Genomic DNA, 17,547 nt, shown 5'->3' with positions numbered 1-17,547 from the left:
GAGTTGGCCTACGGTCAAGCGGCTACGGTGGCAATCTGTGCAGGTTCGACGTTGATGGTCGGTGCCATGATGTCGGCCATCGGTTCTGTTTGCATGTAGCGGTGCTGGGTCTGCCACGTAAGCGTCGCGGGACCGGCACATGGCTCTGGCGTGGCTGAATATGTTGGAAGGGCTGCATGGATACGATGCTGCCGCCCGCGCTCACCGATGCTGAAGCCACTCATACGATTGACCGTAAGAGCGCGCGCGGCGCTGCCATGGAGGTCATCGTCCGCGGAGAGCGCCGGCGGAATTGGACGACGGAGCAGAAGTGCCAGATCGTTGCCGAAAGTCTGCAGCCCGGTCTGACGCCATCTGATGTGGCGCGGCGACATGGGATCGGCACCGGGCTGCTCTACACGTGGCGGCGACAGATGCTGACTGGCGCCACGGGGACGCTGACCGGCGTTGGTCCATGGACCGGTCGGCTGACGCGGCTCTCCTGGCCTGATAGAGGTCTGGGATGCCCTTCAAGCACAACGCGTCCCACCGCCACCACATTCCGAAGGCCCGTCGCCGGGTCATGAACTGGGCGGCCTATGAGGCTGGTCTGCGGCAACGTGGTGATTTGACGTTGTGGCTGGACACGGCGGCCTTGGCTGGATGGCATGCCCCGCGCCGGACGACACCAGGCGGTCAACCGGTCTATGCCGAGGTGGCGATCGAGCTGGTGCTGACCCTGCGATTGGTCTTCCATCTGGCTCTACGCCAGGCAGAAGGTTTCGCGCGCTCGGTTCTGCGCCTACTCGGACTGGCACTTTGCGTGCCTGATCATTCGACCTTGAGCCGTCGGGGGCGCGCCTTTGCCGGACGTCAACCGCGTGCCGCCCGGCGTGACGAGCCCGTTCATGTCGTGATGGACAGCACGGGCCTGCAGGTCTTCGGGCAGGGCGAGTGGGATGCCGAGAAGCATGGCCGCACACCCAGGTAATGGCGCAAGCTGCATCTGGCCGTCAATGCCGAGACTGGCGAAATCGTGGCGCACAACCTGACGGACAAGGATACCAGCACATATCAGAAGTCGCGGGGCTGCTAGCAATGGTGGAGGGGAAGATCGCCAGCGTGATCGCCGACGGCGCCTATGATGGCACGTCCGTGTATGACGCTGCTGCCGCACGCCAGCATAACCCGCCACCTCATATCGTCATCCCGCCAAAAGCATCTTCGGTCATCAAAGCTGACGCCGACACCGAGACCGTTCGCAATCGTCATGTCCGGGACATTACCGAGAAGGGACGCATGGCCTGGCAGAAAGCCAATGGTTACGGCCGACGCAGCATCGTGGAGACGACGATCGGTTGCTACAAACACATCATCGGGTCAAAGCTCAGAGCACGGTCGACCACCGGTCAGAAAGCGGAGGTCGCCATCGCCATCTGTGCCCTCAACCAAATGATCCGGATCACCAAGCCCATCTCCGTTCCCACCGTCTGAAGCGATCACCGGGTAGGGCAAGCTCTTGCCTCCCGCCCGGTCCACGCAACAACGCCCATTAGGGAAGGTAATCACTCTGGCCTCCGGATTCTGTACAACCACCTGCCTAGGCTAATCAGCAGATTATTTTCCCGGCATAGTGCGACATGGTCCGCAACCACCCGTTCGTAGCGTTGGACTTCACTATGGAAGCGACTTCGCTCCTTCCGCATCTGTTCAAAATTCTCCCGTAGAAAATTAATCAAAGGAAGCACTTCGATAGTCTCGATTTTATCGGGAACTTTCATGTCGCTTATATTGATGGATTGGGAGGACCCTTCTGCATCCTTGATACCGTCCACAGAGCGATAGTCAAATTCGAAGCCGAACTTCTCGTAAAATTTGTTGCGGCGATTCCGGCTCTCCGTGTCTCTTGCTTGGACGCTGGACAGTACTATTGCTTGCACCCAAGCCTGGGGGGCAACTCGCTTTGCCCAAAGCACGATCTGCGCAAACAGATACGTTCCCAATCCGAGTCCACGCAGTTCCGGTCGTTCAATGATTACAAAACCGTTTGACAACCGAACCCTTTGACACCAGCCGTTCGTTTTAGAGTTCCACACTGGCTCGATCGTACCACCAAAATTGGCTATCGGTGAACCGCTGGTCGTTTCTCTAAGGAGGGGGCCGTCCAAGTAGTGCACTTTGAGTTGTATCTCAGCCTTCGTCAGGGTGACCGGCTCCGCTGAAGATTCATGCAGCCTCTCATCGCGCAGGCTGCTCTCGGTGTTGATAAGAAGAAGATGAGTCTCGTTCTTCTGGCCGAGTAGTCGGACAAGTTTTGTATGGGCACGAGCGGTTCTATTTGATTCATCCATGGGGCATCCAAACTAACAAACTGACCAACATTAGGTAACGCGCGTGTCGAAGCGCTCACCGCTGGGGCGCCCGGCTCAAAAAGGCGCATTGGAGCTTGCTGTCGAGCGCAACGCTCCTGCCTGTAGCCAATCACAGCGTCCGCTTGTTGCCGCTTGCCTCAGCGTTGTTGCGTGGACCGGGCGGGAGACAAGAGCTTGCCCTACCCGGTGATCGCTTCAGACGGTGGGAACGGAGATGGGCTTGGTGATCCGGATCATTTGGTTGAGGGCACAGATGGCGATGGCGACCTCCGCTTTCTGACCGGTGGTCGACCGTGCTCTGAGCTTCGGACCGATGATGTGTTTGTAGCGACCGATCGTCGTCTCCACGATGCTGCGTCGGCCGTAACCATTGGCTTTCTGCCAGGCCATGCGTCCCTTCTCGGTAATGTCCCGGAGATGACGATTGCGAACGGTCTCGGTGTCGGCGTCAGCTTTGATGACCGAAGATGCTTTTGGCGGGATGACGATATGAGGTGGCGGGTTGTGCTGGCGTGCGGCGGCGGCATCATAGACGGACGCGCCGTCATAGGCGCCGTCGGCGATCACGCTGGCGATCTGCCCCTCTACCGTTGCCAGCAGCACCGCACATTCTGATATGTCGCCGGTATCCTTGTCGGTCAGACTATGTGCGACGATCTCGCCGGTCTCGACATTGACGGCCAGATGCAGCTTGCGCCACTGCCTGGGCGTGCGGCCGTGCTTCTCGGCATCCCACTCGCCCTGCCCGAAGACCTGCGGGCCCGTGCTGTCCAGCACGACATGAACGGGTTCGTCACGCCGTCCTGCACGCGGTTGACGTCCGGCAAAGGCGCGCCCCCGACGGCTCAAGGTCGAATGATCAGGCACGCAAAGTGCCAGTCCGAGTAGGCGCAGAACCGAGCGCACGAAGCCTTCTGCCTGGCGTAGAGCCAGATGGAAGACCAGGCGCAGGGTCAGCACCAGTTCGATTGCCACCTCGGCATACATCGGTTGACCGCCTGGTGTCGTCCGGCGCGGGGCATGCCATCCAGTCAAGGCCGCCTTGTCCAGCCACAACGTCAAATCACCACGTTGCCGCAGACCAGCCTCATAGGCCGCCCAGTTCATGACCCGGCGACGGGCCTTCGGGATGTGATGGCGGCGGGACGCATTGTGCTTGAAGGGAATTTAAAGTCTCTACCCAAGGTAGGAAAGCTGCGTCAGTCAATCGACTCATGCACCAATGCCCCAAAGAGGCACTCCGCGTCGTCGCGTCATGCGCAACGCCCTGCGCCTCGCTCCAAGCCTAGTTTCCGACTTGCTTGGCCTGGCTGCCGACATCCTGACGCACGTCCCCGGCAGCATGGGCAATGTCCAGGCCGGCCCTCACGGGACCAGGTCCGCTCGTATCGCTCATGCGAGGGTTCTACTCTGCTGAGCCACGAGCGAACCACTGTCCACCGAAGCTATGTTGAACGGAGCGTCAGGACGTACGGTTGTAGCGTGCCCGCTCCGCCGCGACCTGATCGGGAGTATAATGGGGAGCCGTCTCCTCGAACTTTTCCCAACCGGTAGACGTGTAATCAGTTCGGCGCGTCGTCATGTCCGCTGCGGCAGAGGTGCGTCCCTCGAGAACGCTTTCGATGGCCGCAGCCTTGCTGTCATCGGCACGCACGCTCACCAATGTGCCACCACGACGGACGCCTTCGGTATAAGCATGCGCATGCTCCTCAGGCACACCGGCATGGATCAGCGATCCGAGCACGCCGCCACCGGCAGCCCCAATACCTGCACCAGTCACAGTGGCGATCAACCATCCAGCCGCAATAACCGGGCCGACACCCGGGATCGCAAGCAGGCCAAGACCGGTGAGTAGGCCAAGGCCACCGCCAAGAACGGTTCCCGTGGTCGCTCCCGTGGCAGTCTTGGTGGCGTCCGACACACCATCAGTCTGCGTGGCAGCCCCTGTATGTACGCTATCTGCGTTATTGCCGACGATGCTGATGTCGGCTTGAGAAATTCCGGCCGCCTCAAGTGCCTCAACAGTCTGCCGTGCGTCAGCGTAGTTATCATAAAGATGGGTGAAAACACGAGTTGCCATGACCTAGCTCCTTTGAATGGTCAACGAATAATAGGTGAGTTCACTGCTGGCCGACGTTGCCCTTGAAGTCCAGCCAAACGTTCACCTGGTTGCCGCCCTGTGTGGCGGTCCCACGCCACACGCCGTTCTTATCCTTGCTCAGGCCGGCCACCTGCTGGAAGCCATGCCGTGCAATACGCCGACGGGCTTCCCTCTTGCTGAACGAGTTCGCACCATGTGCCGGCTGTGTCGCATTGGCAGTGGTTGTAGCGACGGCCTGATTGTCATTGCCTGCGGCCGCGGCCTGACCATTGTCGGTAGGCGCCATCGCCATGCCGGCCGGAGCCATCGACGTCGTACCAGAAGTCGAGTTGGGCGCTGTAGTTTGGGCAACAGCATTCGTTGCCAAGGCGACGAGGATCAGCGCAGCCGGAATATATTTCATTGTTTTCTCGTTCTAGTTGTCGCACAACCGCGATCAGATTTCGGAATCTGACCAATGCCCGATCGGCGACGACGGTCGCCGATCGGGCATTGGATACTTAGACTTTCGGTGTTTTGTTGAGGACCGTCTCACTCGGGATCTGCTCGATCTCGACGTCCTCGCGACGCACGGTATCCTTCACCGTCTCGACGCGGTCTACCGCCTGTTTCCGAAGATTGACCTCCTCGTAGACACGGGCCGTCTTGCCTACGACGGCTTCTTCACCGGTTTGAGCCACTTCGATGGTCTGATCGGTAAAGGCAGTGCCCGGAACTGATTGATCACCTGTCACCGGATGCCGTTCGATCTTTACGCTCTCTTCATGCAGGCTAACCTGCTGCTCGACCGGAACCTCGGTCACGAAGCGGCGGATACGGGTCGTACCACGGTTAACCACACGCTTTCCGACGACCAGCTCTTCCTCGGAGAGCTGGATAACACCGTCATCGGCCGCCGGTGCAGTCGCAGCCATGCCAGTACGGCCAGTCGACAACGGTGCGGAAGGCTTCTGCGTCAAGCCATAGCTGGATGCGCGCTCATCGATATCGATAGGGTTATGGCGCGCCAGGATCGACATGACGGAAGCAACGTCACGATCGGGCGTCTTGACGGTGACGACAGTGGAGCCGCCTTGCACGCTCTGGCTGTAAACCGCCGTATCATGATCGGGCTCGCCACCGAAGAGGCTCGCCCAGAGCCCGGGCTTCTCTGTTGACGTGGCAGTGCCCCCGGACGCTGAATTCGCATGCGTGCTGATCGCACCCTGGGGCACGTGGGCGCTCAGGAGATCCTGAACCGCAGCGTCGGCATGAGCAGCGGTGTCAAAAACCGCAACGATCATCTCGTCTGACATATCTGTCTCCATTTGTTTACTCCCACCTTCTCAGTGGGAACGCTTTCGATTGTAAGTGATACTCTCTCTCAACCAAATCGCTTTAGAAAAGGTTGCATTAGCTGTCGGCCCGCGGAAGAACGCCGAACTGAAAAAACCTCGGGTAGCACGTTTCAGTCGGATCTAGTTCCCTCGACGGTATGCAGAAAGAGCCAATTCTATTAATTCGTATGATGCAAAGGTACTTCTCCGTCTATCGGCTGACCATTGATAGCAAGGCGCATGTTTGTCGAGACACTATTCGCGCCTGAGATAGGCTTGCCCATCACAAAGCTGATCAATGTCCATTTAACGGCCTCTCACAGCAGCTGGGATCCGTTCCACACTCGCTTCTTCCACGCGGACGATAACCGTCTCGGTATAATTTTCGGTAACCTGAACGCGGCGGATATGGATCTCCTCCTTCAGAAGAAGACGACGTTCTGTGACAACGACCTCTTCGATCACAGGCATGATCGTCAGGCCACCCTCCTCGCGGATGGAGGGCGCGCAGTCGACATAACGACCGATCGGGACGTGTGTTACCTCGATCCGCTGATGTGTAAGCGTCTCTTGTACCAGCTGGTCGTGGCTTCGGGTCGCTTTGCTGATCCTTACCGTGTCCCCGGCGATGACACGCTTTGCGACCGCGATCTCCTCAGCATGCAACGCCAGCACCTGCTCCTCTCGTCGCGGCACAACTGCTTCGCCGTCGGAAGCCGGATTTTGAGGGTTTTGAGCCATGGTTACGGTCCGATTTATGTTGGATCAGTGTCATCTCACTGATTGCCTTGACCTATGTGTTCCTGCGCCTGGACGAGTTGCATAGAGCTGGTTTACCTAGGCAAGGTGGTGCATTTGCATCAGGCGGCCGCCATCAGCCTGAACTAAGGTTGGCTACCGAAAAGGCCAGGACATGGATGCTCGCCAAACCGTCACTGATCGTCATCAGCTGCAGCAGATCGTCGCCGGGCTGACCGAAGGCGTCATTCTTATTGACGGTAACCAAGACATCATCTGGGCCAACGATGCCGCCCTGCTTATGCATGGTGTCAAGACACTACCTGACCTTGGCGTGACGGTGGATCACTATCGAGCAAGGTTTCGCCTGCGATATCGGAACAACCACAAACTTTCCAAGGAAGACTACCCGCTTGAGCGGATCATCGCGGGAGAGGCATTCCGAGATGTTGTGGTGGAAGTCACCCCGCCGGGAGCAGAGGAGCCGCGTTGGGTGCACAGGGTACGCAGCCTAGTCCTAACCCACGCGACTGGCGAGCCTGACTGTCTGGTGCTGATCCTGAGTGACGTTACGGAACGCTTTGAAGCGGAGGAGCGCTTCGAAACGTCGTTCAACGTCAATCCCGCGCCGGCGGTCATCTGTCGGCTCGCCGATATGCTGTATATCAAGGTGAATCGAGGCTTTCTTCACCTGGCTGATCTCAGGCGTGATCAGGTTGTTGGGCGGCACTTCTCCGAGATTGATCTGTTCGCAAAGGCTGACAAGCGTGAGGAGGCTTTGACCTTGGTCGCAGAAGGGCGGCCTGTCCCTCAGTGGGAGTCGTGCCTTGCGGCGGCGAGTGGTGAGAAGGCAGTCATTGTCGCTGGCCAGCCGATCGAGATCGACGACAAGCCATGCATGATGTTTACGTTCATGGACCTGGAACCACGGCGCGCGGCGGAGTTGGCACTGAAGGAGAGTAGGGAGCAGTCACGCGCTGATTTCGAGGCGCTTTACACGGAGACCCCGGTCGCATTGCACTCTCTTGATGCGGCGGGGCGCATCGTTACTGTCAGCAACCGATGGCTTGAACTAACCCAATTCAATCGCGAGGACGTCATCGGGCGTCTGTTCACCGACTTCCTGACGCTAGCAAGCGCGTCACGGTATCGCGATATCACCGCTGGACATCCAAGCGGCGCGGATCTGCCCGGTGACCAGGAGTACCAAATCCTTACGAAGACGAAAGTCAAAGCCGACGTCCTGGTGTCCACCCGTACGACCCTTGACCGACAAGGCGTTTTTACCCGCACGACTGCAGTCCTGACGGACGTCACCGAGAAGAAACATAGCGAGGAGCGGTTTGCAACGGCCTTTAGCTTGGCGCCGGTGCCGATGATGTTAAGCAGTGTAGTGTCATCCGAAGTCATCGACGCCAACCAGGCCTTCCTGACTATGATCAGGCTCCAAAGGGGAGATGTCGTTGGTCACTCGATCGCAAGCTTACGAATGTGGCCCGACGACCCCGAATCGGTGAAGTTTAACGAACTGCTGCATCGTCAAGCAGGCGTTCGCGGCCTTGATATTGCTGTCCGGGTAGCAGACGGCAACACAATAGACTGCCTCATTTCCGCCGAATTGGTCAATTTGCTCGGGCAGCGGTGCGCGCTCGTCGTGATTCAGGACATAACCGACCGGCGACGAACCGAGGCTCAGCTATTCGAGGCGCTTGAAACGGTTATGCGTGATACGTCATGGTTCAGTCGGAGTGTCATTGAGAAGCTTGCGCACCTCCGACAGCCCGGTATCGTTAAGGGGAAAGGAGCCGCGCTCGATGATCTGACCGTTCGTGAAGCGGAGATCCTCGCTCACCTTAGCGTTGGACATAAAGATGATGAGATCGGCACGGCCCTCGGCCTTACCCGAAACACCGTTCGTAATCACGTCGCTGCAATCTATGGCAAGATCGGAGTTCACAAGCGTAGCAACGCCATCATCTGGGCTCGTGAGCGCGGTCTGAATGGACCGGAGCAGCTCAAAAGGGCACGATGAGAATGCCAGTTGGATTACTGAAGATGCCAATGAGTGCAGTTGCCCCCTGCTTTGTCTAGTGAGCACCCATCGCTCAACTCATAGCGAGATTGTGCGTTGCAAAGCTTGCTGGCAGTCCGAGCGTGTCAACAACACGTAAACCCTATCGGCAGAATCCCATATGCAATTCAAGAGGTAGCTGATGAACGAGAGGAAACAAAGCGGGGCGGCTAAGAAGATCGAAGGATCTATAACCGAGGCCCTCGGCAAACTTACAGGCGATCAAATGACTGAGGACCGTGGGGCCGCGAGGAAACTTGAAGGTGAGGCTGACCAGCGTGCGGCGACCGACAAGCAGCACGATAAAAAGTAGCGGTTTAAGTCTCGATGCCTTCTGAACGGTGTTTATGGGTATCCCGGTCAAGGCTGACGAGAGGGCGAGAAAAGAGTAAACATGAAACAAGAGACTTTGGTCGCTGTCTTCGACACGGAGAAGCAGGCCGACATGGCAGTGTTCGACCTCATTCGAGCGGGGGTCCTGCAAAGCAACATCGACCGCCACGCCAAAGCGGCACTGGATGCTCGAGCTGGACCGGCCCCTGCCCCAGGACAGGACACTGGCTTCTGGAGCCATTTATTCGGTGGTGAAACATCTGACGAGCAGAACGCCGTCTATGAGCAAACCACGCGCTCTCGGGGCGACGTCGTGACCGTATTGTTACTGGACGGAGAGGGCGACGCTGAACAGGTCATGACAGTTCTTGAAAAACATAGTCCGGTTGACGTAGCCGAGCGGGCGGCGACCTATGGCCAAGTAGCCTCGATCACGCCCTTACCCATCCGATCCGAACAGACGTTCCAGCTTTCTGCGGAGCGGCTCGCGGTTAGTAAGCGTCAGGTCAATCGTGGTGCCATACGCTTGCGCCGGTTTGTGCAGACCAAAGTGGCTGAACAAAACGTCACTTTACAGGATGTAACGGTCGCTGTTGACCGCCGAGCCGCCGCCGCTAATACGCCGGTCGCGCCCGATGCTTTCATGGGTGGGATGATCGAGATGACCGAAACTCGCGAGGAAGTGGTCGTGTCGAAGCGTGCGCGCGTCAGAGAGGAGTTGGTTCTGCACAAAGTCATCTCGGAGCGAGTCGAAACCATCCATGAGAACCTGCGGAGCGAAGAGGTCGAGGTCGAACAGATCCCCGCGGTGGTTAAACCCAACATTGCTCCCAATCCCGGTCTCTGATGCCACAATAAGTGTGTTCGTTGCACACGATGACTAGGGCCTGTTAGCATGTGAATCCATTTGGCGCTTTCAGCGTTGTGCTGGCTTTCGGGGAGGATGACCTGGATGCTGACGGATGGGCAGTGGGCGGCGCTTGAACCATTGATCGAGGCATGCCGGCCGCGGGCGAAGGTTGCGCCGAAGGATCTCCGCCAAACGATCGGAGCGATCCTGTGGCGACATCAGAACGGAGCGAAGTGGCGTGCGGTGCCGGACGTGCTGGGGCCTTGGTGGAAGCCCGCTCAGACGTTCATCCGCTGGTCCAGGTTGGGCGTGTGGGACCGGCTCCTGATCCTCGCTGAGAAGGACGCTGTGAAGCTGGGCATGACGTTCCTGGACGGAACCAGTATCCGGGCCCATCAGAAGGCTGCAGGCGCGCCTCGAAAGAGGATACGTCAGAACAACGCGACGAACGTGAGGCGCTGGGCCGGTCTCGGGGCGGCTTTGGAACCAAAGCAAGCGTGATCACCGACGCCCTTGGCCGGGCTGTGGCCTTCATTCTGGCGCCAGGCCAGGATTACGAACTGCCTCATGCCATACCGCTGCTGGCAAAGCTGCCCGGCGTGCCGAAGTGGGTGGTCGCCGACCGGGGCTACAGCAGCCACGCCTTTCGCGAGCACATCTAGAGCCTGGGCGCACGTCCGGCGATCCCGACGCGCAGGAACGAAGAGGCGCTGTCCTGTCCGGCCTGGATCTATAACAATCGCAACCAGGTCGAGCGGCTATGGGCCAGATTAAAAGAATGGCGCGCGGTCGCCACACGTTATGAGAAGACCGCTAGTTCCTTCATGGGCATCCTCTGCCTCGCTGCTGCGTGCGACTGGATCAAGTGCTAACAGGCCCTAGCCCGTCTTATTCAGCGCGGTGAAGCGGCGGCGGCATCTTGAGCGTCGGGCGTGATTTTCCAATTCGTCTTTTTCATCGCTGAGCGGCGCGTATCTGGCAGGCGCTGGAGGTTGTCAGGATCGGGCGAATTCGGGGCACGTGGCCCCTGCATCACGGCCCGGCAGGGTTGAGGCATCGGGCAAGGCTTGCAAACAGCGCGGCCTCCGGATGGGCGGTGGCGAAAGCGATCTGCACCCGGCTGGCGGTCTCGGCGATGCGGGCGCCGATTTTGATCAGGCGCATGCGCAAGGTGGTGAACCCGGCCCGGGCCAACGGCTGCGGCTCGGGAATAGCGTCACGCAGCCCGAGCATCAGCCAAAAGGCACCTGTATGCAGCACGAGCAGTACCTGGTTCGCGAGCGGCGAGCGGCAACTGGTGCGGTCCTAGGCGAGTTGGCTCTTGTGCAGCTTGATCAGATTTTCTGCCTGGCCGCGGGCGCAATAGAGCGTGTCATACAGCCATTCGGCGTTGCTTCCGATGATGTTGGTGACGACGAAGCGTATGTCGAGGCCTTTGGTAGTGGCCTCGATCCGTGCTGCGACGCGGCGCTCGCAGCGCCAGGACTTGGCGCCATAGCGCGCCCCTGCATAGCGGCGGACGACCGGCGCCTGTGTCTCGGCGCGGCAAACCCGCACATCGTCGGCGTATGGCTCCATGAGGCGATCGAGAACTTTGTTGCCCGGCAAACCAAGGATGTAATCGACGCCATTGGCCTCGCACCATGCCATCACCTCCGGACGGCCGTAATGACCATCGCCGCGAATGGTCAGCCGGGTGTTAGGCCAATGCTGTCGGATACGGCGGACCAGGCGACGCAGATGATTGCGAACTTCCACCCCGGACGGCGTTGTGCCGGTCCGCAGCAGCACCGCCACGGGACGCGATGTCACGGTGTCGTAGACGTGGATCGGCAGAAAGCAACGCTCGTCGTAGTAGGCGTTGAACAGCGAGAGCTGTTGATGGCCATGCACGATGTCGACGGTATCGTCGATATCCAGCGTCACAGCGCGGGGCGGACGCGAATAGCTGGCGCAGTAGACATCGACCATGGCGTAGGTCAGGCGCATGACCTCGCGCAGTGTCGGTGCGTTTTCCCAACGCGACACTGTTGGCTGCGAGCAGAGATCGCGGCCGCTGTCAGGCAGATGCCCGCAGGCAAACTTGAAACCGGGATCGGTACGCCGATGATCGAGGTCATCACCGTCCTCGTAGCCGCAGGCAATGGCAAGCATGCGCGCGCGCAAGATGTCGGCAACGCTATGCGTCACAAACGCAGGGTTGCGATGGTCAGCGATCAGCGCGGCCAGTTTGGCCGCAAGACCGAGGCGGGTCTCGACAGCGGCAATTAGCATCACGCCGCCGTCGGAGGTCAGGCGTCCACCGTCGAACGCGGTGGTGACTTTCTTGCGCTGGACTGTTAATTTTCACTGAGAGCTGACCCGGCGTTTTCATTGAGAAGTGACCCGGCCAAGGGTATTTCTGTCGCACTGCTGGTGCGGGTCAAGCCGATGTTTTGGTTCTCCTGGTTTTGGGTTCGGTCGAACTGCTTCTGAACCTGAAGCTGTCGTTCCCGGTTTCCAGGATGTGGCAGTGGTGGGTGAGCCGGTCGAGCAGCGCGGTCGTCATCTTGGTATCGCCGAACACCTGGCCCCACTCGCTAAAGCTCAGGTTGGTGGTAATGACGACGCTGGTCTGCTCGTAGAGCTTGCTGAGCAGGTGAAATAACAGCGCGCCGCCCGACGAACTGAACGGCAGGTAGCCAAGTTCGTCCAGGATGACGAGGTCGAGACGGATCAGATGGTCGGCGAGGTGTCCGGCCTTGTTGGCGGCTTTCTCCTGTTCCAGCGTGTTGACCAGGTCCACGGTGGAAAAGAACCTGACCTTCTTGCGGCTTTGTTCGATGGCCTGGACGCCCAGTGCCGTGGCGAGGTGGCTCTTTCCGGTGCCGGGCCCGCCGATGAGCACGACGTTGTCGGCCCGGTCGGTGAACTCGCCTCGGTGCAGTTGCCTCACCGTGGCCTCGTTGACCTCGCTGGCGGCGAAGTCGAAGCTGGCCAGGTCCTTGTAGGCCGGAAACCGTGCTGCCTTGGTGTGATAGGCGATGGAGCGTACCTCGCGCTCGGCCATCTCGGCCTTAAGCAGCTGCGACATGGTGGGGACGGCCGCCTCGAACGCAGGGCCGCCTTGCTCGGCCAGTTCTCCCACCGCCTGAGCCATGCCGAACATCTTGAGCCCGCGCAGCATGACCACGAGGGCGGCGCTGGCGGGATCATGACGCATGGCGCAGCTCCCGGTCCCGCAGCGCGTCGTAGCGCTCGATATCGGCCTTGGGCTCCTGTCGCAGCACGAGAGCCTGCGGTGCGTTGATGGCGGCAGTTGCGCCATGGCCGTCCGTCAGGCGGTGGAGGATGTTGAGGACATGGGTCTTAGAGCGCCTTTCAAAACCTCTTCTGCAGCGTGTTGAAGCAGATCAATGAGCAGGCGAGAGCGGTGAATGCGTGGTGGATATCGCTTCTGCGCTCGTAGCGCGTGACGAGCCGGCGGTAGCGGTTGATCCACGCGAAGGTCCGCTCGATGACCCACCTGTGTCGGCCCAGCTTCTCGCTGGTCTCGACGCCGCGCCGGGCGATGCGGGGTGAGATCCCACGGCGGCGGCAGGCCTGGCGGCAACGTCGGTGATCGTAGGCCTTGTCGGCGTGCAGCTTGTCCGGCCGGTGTCGTGCCCGGCCCGGCTTGCCGCCGATCGGCAGGATGCTGTCGAGCAGTTCCTCGAACGGCATGCTGTCGTTGGTGTTGGCGCCGGTCAGTATGAAGGCGAGCGGGATGCCGCTCCGGTCCGTGACGAGATGGCGTTTCGTGCCGAGCCTGCCTCGATCGGTCGGGTTTGGCCCTGTCTTGTCGCCCCCCTTTTTGCAGCCAGCGATGCGCTGTCCAGGCAGGCCCGGCTCCAGTCGATCCGGTCGGCCGCCCGCAGCCGACGCAGCAGTTCGCGGTGCAGTGCATCCCACACGCCCGCCTCTTGCCAATCCCGCAAGCGACGCCAGCACGTGATGCCCGAGCCGCACCCCACCTCAAGCGGTAGCATCTCCCACTGGATGCCGCTCCGTAGCACGAACAGGATCCCGGTCAGCGCCGCCCGATCCGGTACCCGCGGCCTACCGCCCCGCGGTCGTGGCGGAGGCACGGGCAGCAACGGCTCGATGATCGACCAGAGGGCGTCGGAGACGAGAGGAGAAGCCATGTCTCCTCATGAATCAGATCGCCGGGCAGTACAAGGTTTTGAAAGGCGCTCTTAGTGGCGACACCGTCCTCGAGAGCCAGTTCCACCGCGCACAACACCGCCTGCTCATCGTGTTGCAGTACCAGGGCAAGGACGTCCACCATCTCCCGATCGCCCCCTGGCCGCCGCAGCAGTGCGGTCTGGAGTGTGCGAAACGCTTCCGGCATTTCGGCAAAGGGCGCGCCATTGCGCAGAGCCCCCGGCTTGCGCTGGATCACCGCCAGGTAATGCCGCCAGTCGTAGACGGTGCGGCGGGGGACATCGTGCGAGCGTTCGACGATGCGGACGTGCTCGCATAAGACCTGCCCCTCGGCTACCACGATCAGGCGATCGGGATAGACCCGCAGGCTGACCGGCCGGTTGGCAAACGAGGCGGGCACGCTGTAGCGGTTGGCCTCGAAATGCAGCAGGCAGGTCGGCGACACCCGTTTGGGGTGCTCGACAAAGCCATCGAACGCCCGGCCCACCGGCATCAGGCTCGCCCGCTCCTCGGCGTGAACGTCAGCGACGCTGCCCGGCAGCACCCCGTGCACGAGCTCGCCCCAGCGCTCGATGCAGCGCGTCTCGAGCCACGCGTTGAGTTCTGGCAGGTCGGCAAAGGACGGCACGGCCTGCCAGAGCTGCCGCCGCGCATCCTGTACGTTTTTCTCGACCTGACCTTTCTCCCAGCCCGAGGCTGGGCTGCAGAACGTGGGCTCGAACAGGTAATGGCTGGCCATGGCGGCAAAGCGTGCGTTGACCTGCCGCGCCTTGCCCACCCCGATCCGGTCCACGGCGGTTCGCATGTTGTCGAAGATGCCCCGGCGCGGAACCCCGCCCAGCACCCGGAACGCCTCGGCCAGGGCGTCGAACAGCATCTCGTGCGTCTGTAGCCTGTAGGCCCTGACCACGAAGGCCCGGCTATGCGCGAGCTTGGTGTGCGCGGCCTGCAGCTTGACCCGTTTGCCGGCGATCGTTGCCCAGTCCTCGCTCCAGTCGAACTGGAAAGCATCTCCCGGAGAGAAAACCAGCGGCACGAACACTCCGCGCCCGGTAGTGCGCTGCGCGACCATGCGCTCCGCTCGCCAATGCCGGGCAAAAGCGGCAACCCGTGCGTAGGAGCCGTCATAACCCAGCACGACGAGGTCCGCGTGCAACCGGCGAGCGGTCCGGCGCGACTTGCGCCCTTTGCCTGCCTCCACCGCCAGCCATCCCGACAGCTTGTCTGCGAACGGGTCCAGCCGGCTCGGGCGCTCCGGCACCTTGAACCTGACTTCGACCGCGTCCGAACGCAGGTATTTGCGGATCGTGTTCCGCGACAACCCCGTCCGCCTCTCAATGTCTCGGATCGAAATCTGATCCCTGTGACGCCAACGGCGGATCACACTCAACAACTCCATGTCGATCACTCCAATAACCCCAACCATTCGGCAAGGGATGTGAACAGACACGGGTCAAATCTCAGCGAAAACTCAGGCCCTACCCGGGGCAGATCTCAATGCAAATCAACAGCGACTGAACTGGCTCTGCAAAACTACCTCTCGTGGCAGAATCTGCAGATTGCGCAGAAGGCCGCGCTGGTCAATGCGGCAGTGCTTGCCAATCAGGCGGAGACCCGACTTGTAGGATCCGTAAGCATGCCGTCTCCGACGATAAGATAGAGCAGTAGGAGGATTTCCACATGAGTGAGACGCTAGAGCAAGAGCAGCCTGCCGCCGCTGGTCCAGTGGGTGCTGCCGAGGTGCGGAACTTGGCCGCTGAACTACAGAGAGCCGTTCCACAGATCCAGGAAGCCGACCGCGGACTTGCCATGAATCTTGAGCGGCTTAACCGCGCGATCCAGAAGGAGGGTGGTGCCGAAAGTGACGGCCTTCGGAATCATCTCGCCTACGCTGTGCAGGACACAGAACGCCAGCTTGGCAAGGGCGCGGTTCCAATGAGCGCTAGTTTGCGAAAGGAGATGACTGAAAGAGCGGTGACGGTTCCCGGTCTCCAGAATGAGCAAATGATTGCTCTGCTCAAATCTACGGAGAGTCTGGATGATCGCCAACTCGCTATCGATATTCGACGCACTGCACTCGCGATTGCCGATGGAAGTGGGGATGGTAACGGTCAGGTTGCCAATACACGCATCGATGAGTTACAGCGGCGAGCTGGACTCACTGACGGGCTTGTCGTCTCGCCCGAACCCGGGATGGTTTCGGCTGCATCCCGACCTGACGGAGCCAGCGGAACTAAACCCAATTTCGGTTTGCCGCGCGCTGCTTCTGTTGAATCGGAATTACACCAGACGGCTGCGCAGTCGCACACAACTCAACTCGACAAACCACAAGCTACTGAGGCTCCTGAGCGGCCATCTTCGTCGCAGACAGGAGGAATACCCGCACCTTCGGGCGCGTTGGCCGCACAACTTGGCTCACCAATAAAACAACAGGCAGCGCCTTCGCAGCTTAGCCAGATGCCGGACGCACGGGATGAGGGTGCTTCTAGTAAACCGGCCGCCCCTTCAATTGAGCCCGGAGACGGATCCGTGCCGAGAGCTGAAAGGGCACAGAGGCGTGCGAGCGTAGACGCGCCGGTCAGTTCTCAGGGCAAGTCTTCGGCCGAGATTCCGGCTGTAGGTCGATTGGGTCCTTCGCCGGAGGCTTTAGCAAGCGATCAAGTCAGCCCTGGCGTGCCATCGACTACGTCGGGTCGGACGGACGGTAGTGAGGCGGGCGCTACAAGAAGCCAAGCTCCTGCAGAACCGGTCGCACACAGGCAAGTCAAGCCGGCAGGGTCGACACCAGAACCGACTCGTGCGTCGCCGTCTCCTGGTGATAACTCAACACGGTCTTCTACCTCCTTTTCCCAAGGCCAAGGGGAGGCGGCTATTTCCGGGGATACCGGCCATGCAACGAGCCTCAAAACTGCAGTCCGTCGCATCGCGGAAGCCGCTGGGCCAGCCGCCAAGGGAGCCGCCCAGGTCCCATACGTCCCGTTTGGCGGCCGGGTAGCCAATCAGAAATCCGTCGGAGAGGATCGGCAGGCGGATCGCTTGATGACGCAGGCCGAGACAGCGGGGCGCAACGCAGCCGAGGCTGTCGAGACCTTCACTGCCGGGGTAGGTCGGTCCTTTATGAACAAGCTGGAAGCGGCAGCTCAGAAGGAGCCAGGTGGCGTGGCGGCTGTGCTCCAGGAGATGCGGCTGGGCGGCAAGCATGCAGATTTACGGCAGGAGTTCGACAAACGGCTCAAGACCGATTCCTCCTTTGCCAGCGCCTACAGCGGAGCGACAAATGCAGTCGGTGATTACGGCAAGAGTCGGCTTGCCGTAAGCGACCGGCTCAAGGCGAAGGGCCTTAGCACAACCCTGGCGGACGAGCGTCTGCAGAGCACAGATGCCGCACTCGGTGAGGAGGCCAGCCGCCTTCCTGGCAGGGCTCAGGGAAAGAGCGTGCTCGAGGAGTTGGCGGAAAAGGCATCCGCTATGCTCCAGAAGGCCATCGACAAGGTCGCGTCGGTGTTCCGCCGTCCGGATGAGCCGGCGGCGCAACAGGCAGCCCGGGCGGCGCCAAGCATGTCGATGGGCTGACTCCGTTTACAACCCACTGTCGCATCCTCGTG

General features: G+C 60.4%; 15 protein-coding genes and 5 pseudogenes. 7 read left to right on the top strand and 13 right to left on the bottom strand.

The features are described 5' to 3' along the window. Positions 1–14: 14 nt before the first annotated feature. The gene (locus HN018_RS28870) at positions 15–374 is read right to left on the bottom strand and encodes a hypothetical protein (RefSeq protein WP_239479416.1); all 360 of its coding nucleotides are present in this window, start codon (positions 372–374) and stop codon (positions 15–17) included. Here HN018_RS28870 and HN018_RS29595 point away from each other — a divergent pair. Beyond that, entirely contained in the window at positions 258–566 is a 309-nt protein-coding gene (locus HN018_RS29595; protein WP_408886851.1) for a transposase, read from the top strand. The two genes, HN018_RS28870 and HN018_RS29595, sit on opposite strands and share 117 nt — an antisense overlap. Next, positions 503–1,473: pseudogene (locus HN018_RS25065) on the top strand (IS5 family transposase). Before HN018_RS29595 ends, HN018_RS25065 begins: the two are co-directional and overlap by 64 nt. A 71-nt stretch (positions 1,474–1,544) precedes the next feature. On the opposite strand, the gene HN018_RS25060 reads toward HN018_RS25065, so the two are convergent. From HN018_RS25060 to HN018_RS25035, 6 genes are all read right to left on the bottom strand, one after another. Continuing rightward, positions 1,545–2,330: a GNAT family N-acetyltransferase gene (locus tag HN018_RS25060; RefSeq protein WP_171837126.1), complete on the bottom strand. Its 786-nt coding sequence runs from the start codon at positions 2,328–2,330 to the stop codon at positions 1,545–1,547. Between the two features lie 216 nt (positions 2,331–2,546). Continuing rightward, positions 2,547–3,518 carry an IS5 family transposase gene (locus tag HN018_RS25055; protein WP_171837145.1) on the bottom strand — a complete coding sequence of 324 codons (972 nt, stop codon included), beginning with the start codon at positions 3,516–3,518 and terminating at the stop codon, positions 2,547–2,549. A 295-nt stretch (positions 3,519–3,813) separates the two neighbouring features. Further along, entirely contained in the window at positions 3,814–4,431 is a 618-nt protein-coding gene (locus tag HN018_RS25050; RefSeq protein ID WP_171837125.1) for a general stress protein, read from the bottom strand. A 40-nt stretch (positions 4,432–4,471) separates the two neighbouring features. Beyond that, positions 4,472–4,855 carry a hypothetical protein gene (locus tag HN018_RS25045; RefSeq protein WP_171837124.1) on the bottom strand — a complete coding sequence of 128 codons (384 nt, stop codon included), beginning with the start codon at positions 4,853–4,855 and terminating at the stop codon, positions 4,472–4,474. Positions 4,856–4,952: 97 nt separating this feature from the next. Continuing rightward, positions 4,953–5,747 (bottom strand): YsnF/AvaK domain-containing protein, encoded by a 795-nt coding sequence (locus tag HN018_RS25040; RefSeq protein WP_171837123.1) that lies wholly within the window; start codon positions 5,745–5,747, stop codon positions 4,953–4,955. 327 nt (positions 5,748–6,074) lie between these two features. Next, positions 6,075–6,509 (bottom strand): YsnF/AvaK domain-containing protein, encoded by a 435-nt coding sequence (locus HN018_RS25035; RefSeq protein ID WP_171837122.1) that lies wholly within the window; start codon positions 6,507–6,509, stop codon positions 6,075–6,077. A 172-nt stretch (positions 6,510–6,681) separates the two neighbouring features. On the opposite strand from HN018_RS25035, the gene HN018_RS25030 reads away from it, so the two are divergent. The 4 genes and pseudogenes from HN018_RS25030 (at position 6,682) to HN018_RS25015 (ending at position 10,632) form a co-directional block, all read left to right on the top strand. Then, on the top strand, positions 6,682–8,538 hold the full coding sequence (locus HN018_RS25030; protein ID WP_171837121.1) for a PAS domain S-box protein: 1,857 nt from the start codon (positions 6,682–6,684) through the stop codon (positions 8,536–8,538). Positions 8,539–8,719: 181 nt separating this feature from the next. Then, the gene (locus tag HN018_RS25025) at positions 8,720–8,890 is read left to right on the top strand and encodes a CsbD family protein (protein WP_171837120.1); all 171 of its coding nucleotides are present in this window, start codon (positions 8,720–8,722) and stop codon (positions 8,888–8,890) included. 81 nt (positions 8,891–8,971) lie between these two features. Next, positions 8,972–9,757, top strand: a complete 786-nt coding sequence (locus HN018_RS25020) for a YsnF/AvaK domain-containing protein (RefSeq protein WP_171837119.1) — start codon at positions 8,972–8,974, stop codon at positions 9,755–9,757. 105 nt (positions 9,758–9,862) lie between these two features. Beyond that, positions 9,863–10,632 (top strand): annotated as a pseudogene (locus HN018_RS25015) (IS5 family transposase). A gap of 160 nt (positions 10,633–10,792) precedes the next feature. Here the strand turns inward: HN018_RS25015 and HN018_RS25010 are convergent. From HN018_RS25010 to HN018_RS24985, 6 genes and pseudogenes are all read right to left on the bottom strand, one after another. Next, positions 10,793–12,097 (bottom strand): annotated as a pseudogene (locus HN018_RS25010) (IS1380 family transposase); the annotation flags it as partial. Between the two features lie 85 nt (positions 12,098–12,182). Continuing rightward, positions 12,183–12,962, bottom strand: a complete 780-nt coding sequence (istB, locus tag HN018_RS25005; protein WP_171837288.1) for an IS21-like element helper ATPase IstB — start codon at positions 12,960–12,962, stop codon at positions 12,183–12,185. Then, positions 12,952–13,113, bottom strand: a pseudogene (locus tag HN018_RS25000) (IS21 family transposase); the annotation flags it as partial. The pseudogene HN018_RS25000 and the gene istB, both read right to left, overlap by 11 nt. Before the next feature lie 7 nt (positions 13,114–13,120). Then, positions 13,121–13,923 (bottom strand): IS5 family transposase gene (locus tag HN018_RS24995; protein WP_172443573.1). Its coding sequence is split into 2 segments (ribosomal slippage): positions 13,121–13,587 and positions 13,587–13,923, totalling 804 coding nucleotides; the frame shifts between segments, so codons are not numbered across the junction. A 29-nt stretch (positions 13,924–13,952) separates the two neighbouring features. Then, a pseudogene (gene istA, locus HN018_RS24990) lies at positions 13,953–15,341 on the bottom strand (IS21 family transposase); the annotation flags it as partial. Between the two features lie 362 nt (positions 15,342–15,703). After that, positions 15,704–15,991: a hypothetical protein gene (locus HN018_RS24985; RefSeq protein WP_171837599.1), complete on the bottom strand. Its 288-nt coding sequence runs from the start codon at positions 15,989–15,991 to the stop codon at positions 15,704–15,706. Positions 15,992–16,981: 990 nt separating this feature from the next. Between HN018_RS24985 and HN018_RS24980 the strand changes: the two genes are divergently transcribed. Beyond that, positions 16,982–17,515 (top strand): hypothetical protein, encoded by a 534-nt coding sequence (locus HN018_RS24980; RefSeq protein ID WP_171837600.1) that lies wholly within the window; start codon positions 16,982–16,984, stop codon positions 17,513–17,515. The last annotated feature ends 32 nt before the right edge of the window (positions 17,516–17,547 follow it).

Origin of the sequence: Lichenicola cladoniae (assembly GCF_013201075.1) — a bacterium.
GTDB classification, from domain to species: domain Bacteria; phylum Pseudomonadota; class Alphaproteobacteria; order Acetobacterales; family Acetobacteraceae; genus Lichenicola; species Lichenicola cladoniae.
The sequence above is the reverse complement of the archived record's forward strand: the minus strand, read 5'-3'. Positions and strand labels throughout refer to the sequence as shown.

Coding starts and splice junctions, on each gene's coding strand:
- HN018_RS29595 (WP_408886851.1), top strand. CDS start 258: ATGGAGGTCATCGTCCGCGGAGAGCGCCGGCGGAATTGGACGACGGAG.
- HN018_RS28870 (WP_239479416.1), bottom strand. CDS start 374: ATGTCGCCGCGCCACATCAGATGGCGTCAGACCGGGCTGCAGACTTTC.
- HN018_RS25060 (WP_171837126.1), bottom strand. CDS start 2,330: ATGGATGAATCAAATAGAACCGCTCGTGCCCATACAAAACTTGTCCGA.
- HN018_RS25050 (WP_171837125.1), bottom strand. CDS start 4,431: ATGGCAACTCGTGTTTTCACCCATCTTTATGATAACTACGCTGACGCA.
- HN018_RS25045 (WP_171837124.1), bottom strand. CDS start 4,855: ATGAAATATATTCCGGCTGCGCTGATCCTCGTCGCCTTGGCAACGAAT.
- HN018_RS25040 (WP_171837123.1), bottom strand. CDS start 5,747: ATGTCAGACGAGATGATCGTTGCGGTTTTTGACACCGCTGCTCATGCC.
- HN018_RS25035 (WP_171837122.1), bottom strand. CDS start 6,509: ATGGCTCAAAACCCTCAAAATCCGGCTTCCGACGGCGAAGCAGTTGTG.
- HN018_RS25030 (WP_171837121.1), top strand. CDS start 6,682: ATGGATGCTCGCCAAACCGTCACTGATCGTCATCAGCTGCAGCAGATC.
- HN018_RS25025 (WP_171837120.1), top strand. CDS start 8,720: ATGAACGAGAGGAAACAAAGCGGGGCGGCTAAGAAGATCGAAGGATCT.
- HN018_RS25020 (WP_171837119.1), top strand. CDS start 8,972: ATGAAACAAGAGACTTTGGTCGCTGTCTTCGACACGGAGAAGCAGGCC.
- istB (WP_171837288.1), bottom strand. CDS start 12,962: ATGCGTCATGATCCCGCCAGCGCCGCCCTCGTGGTCATGCTGCGCGGG.
- HN018_RS24980 (WP_171837600.1), top strand. CDS start 16,982: ATGACGCAGGCCGAGACAGCGGGGCGCAACGCAGCCGAGGCTGTCGAG.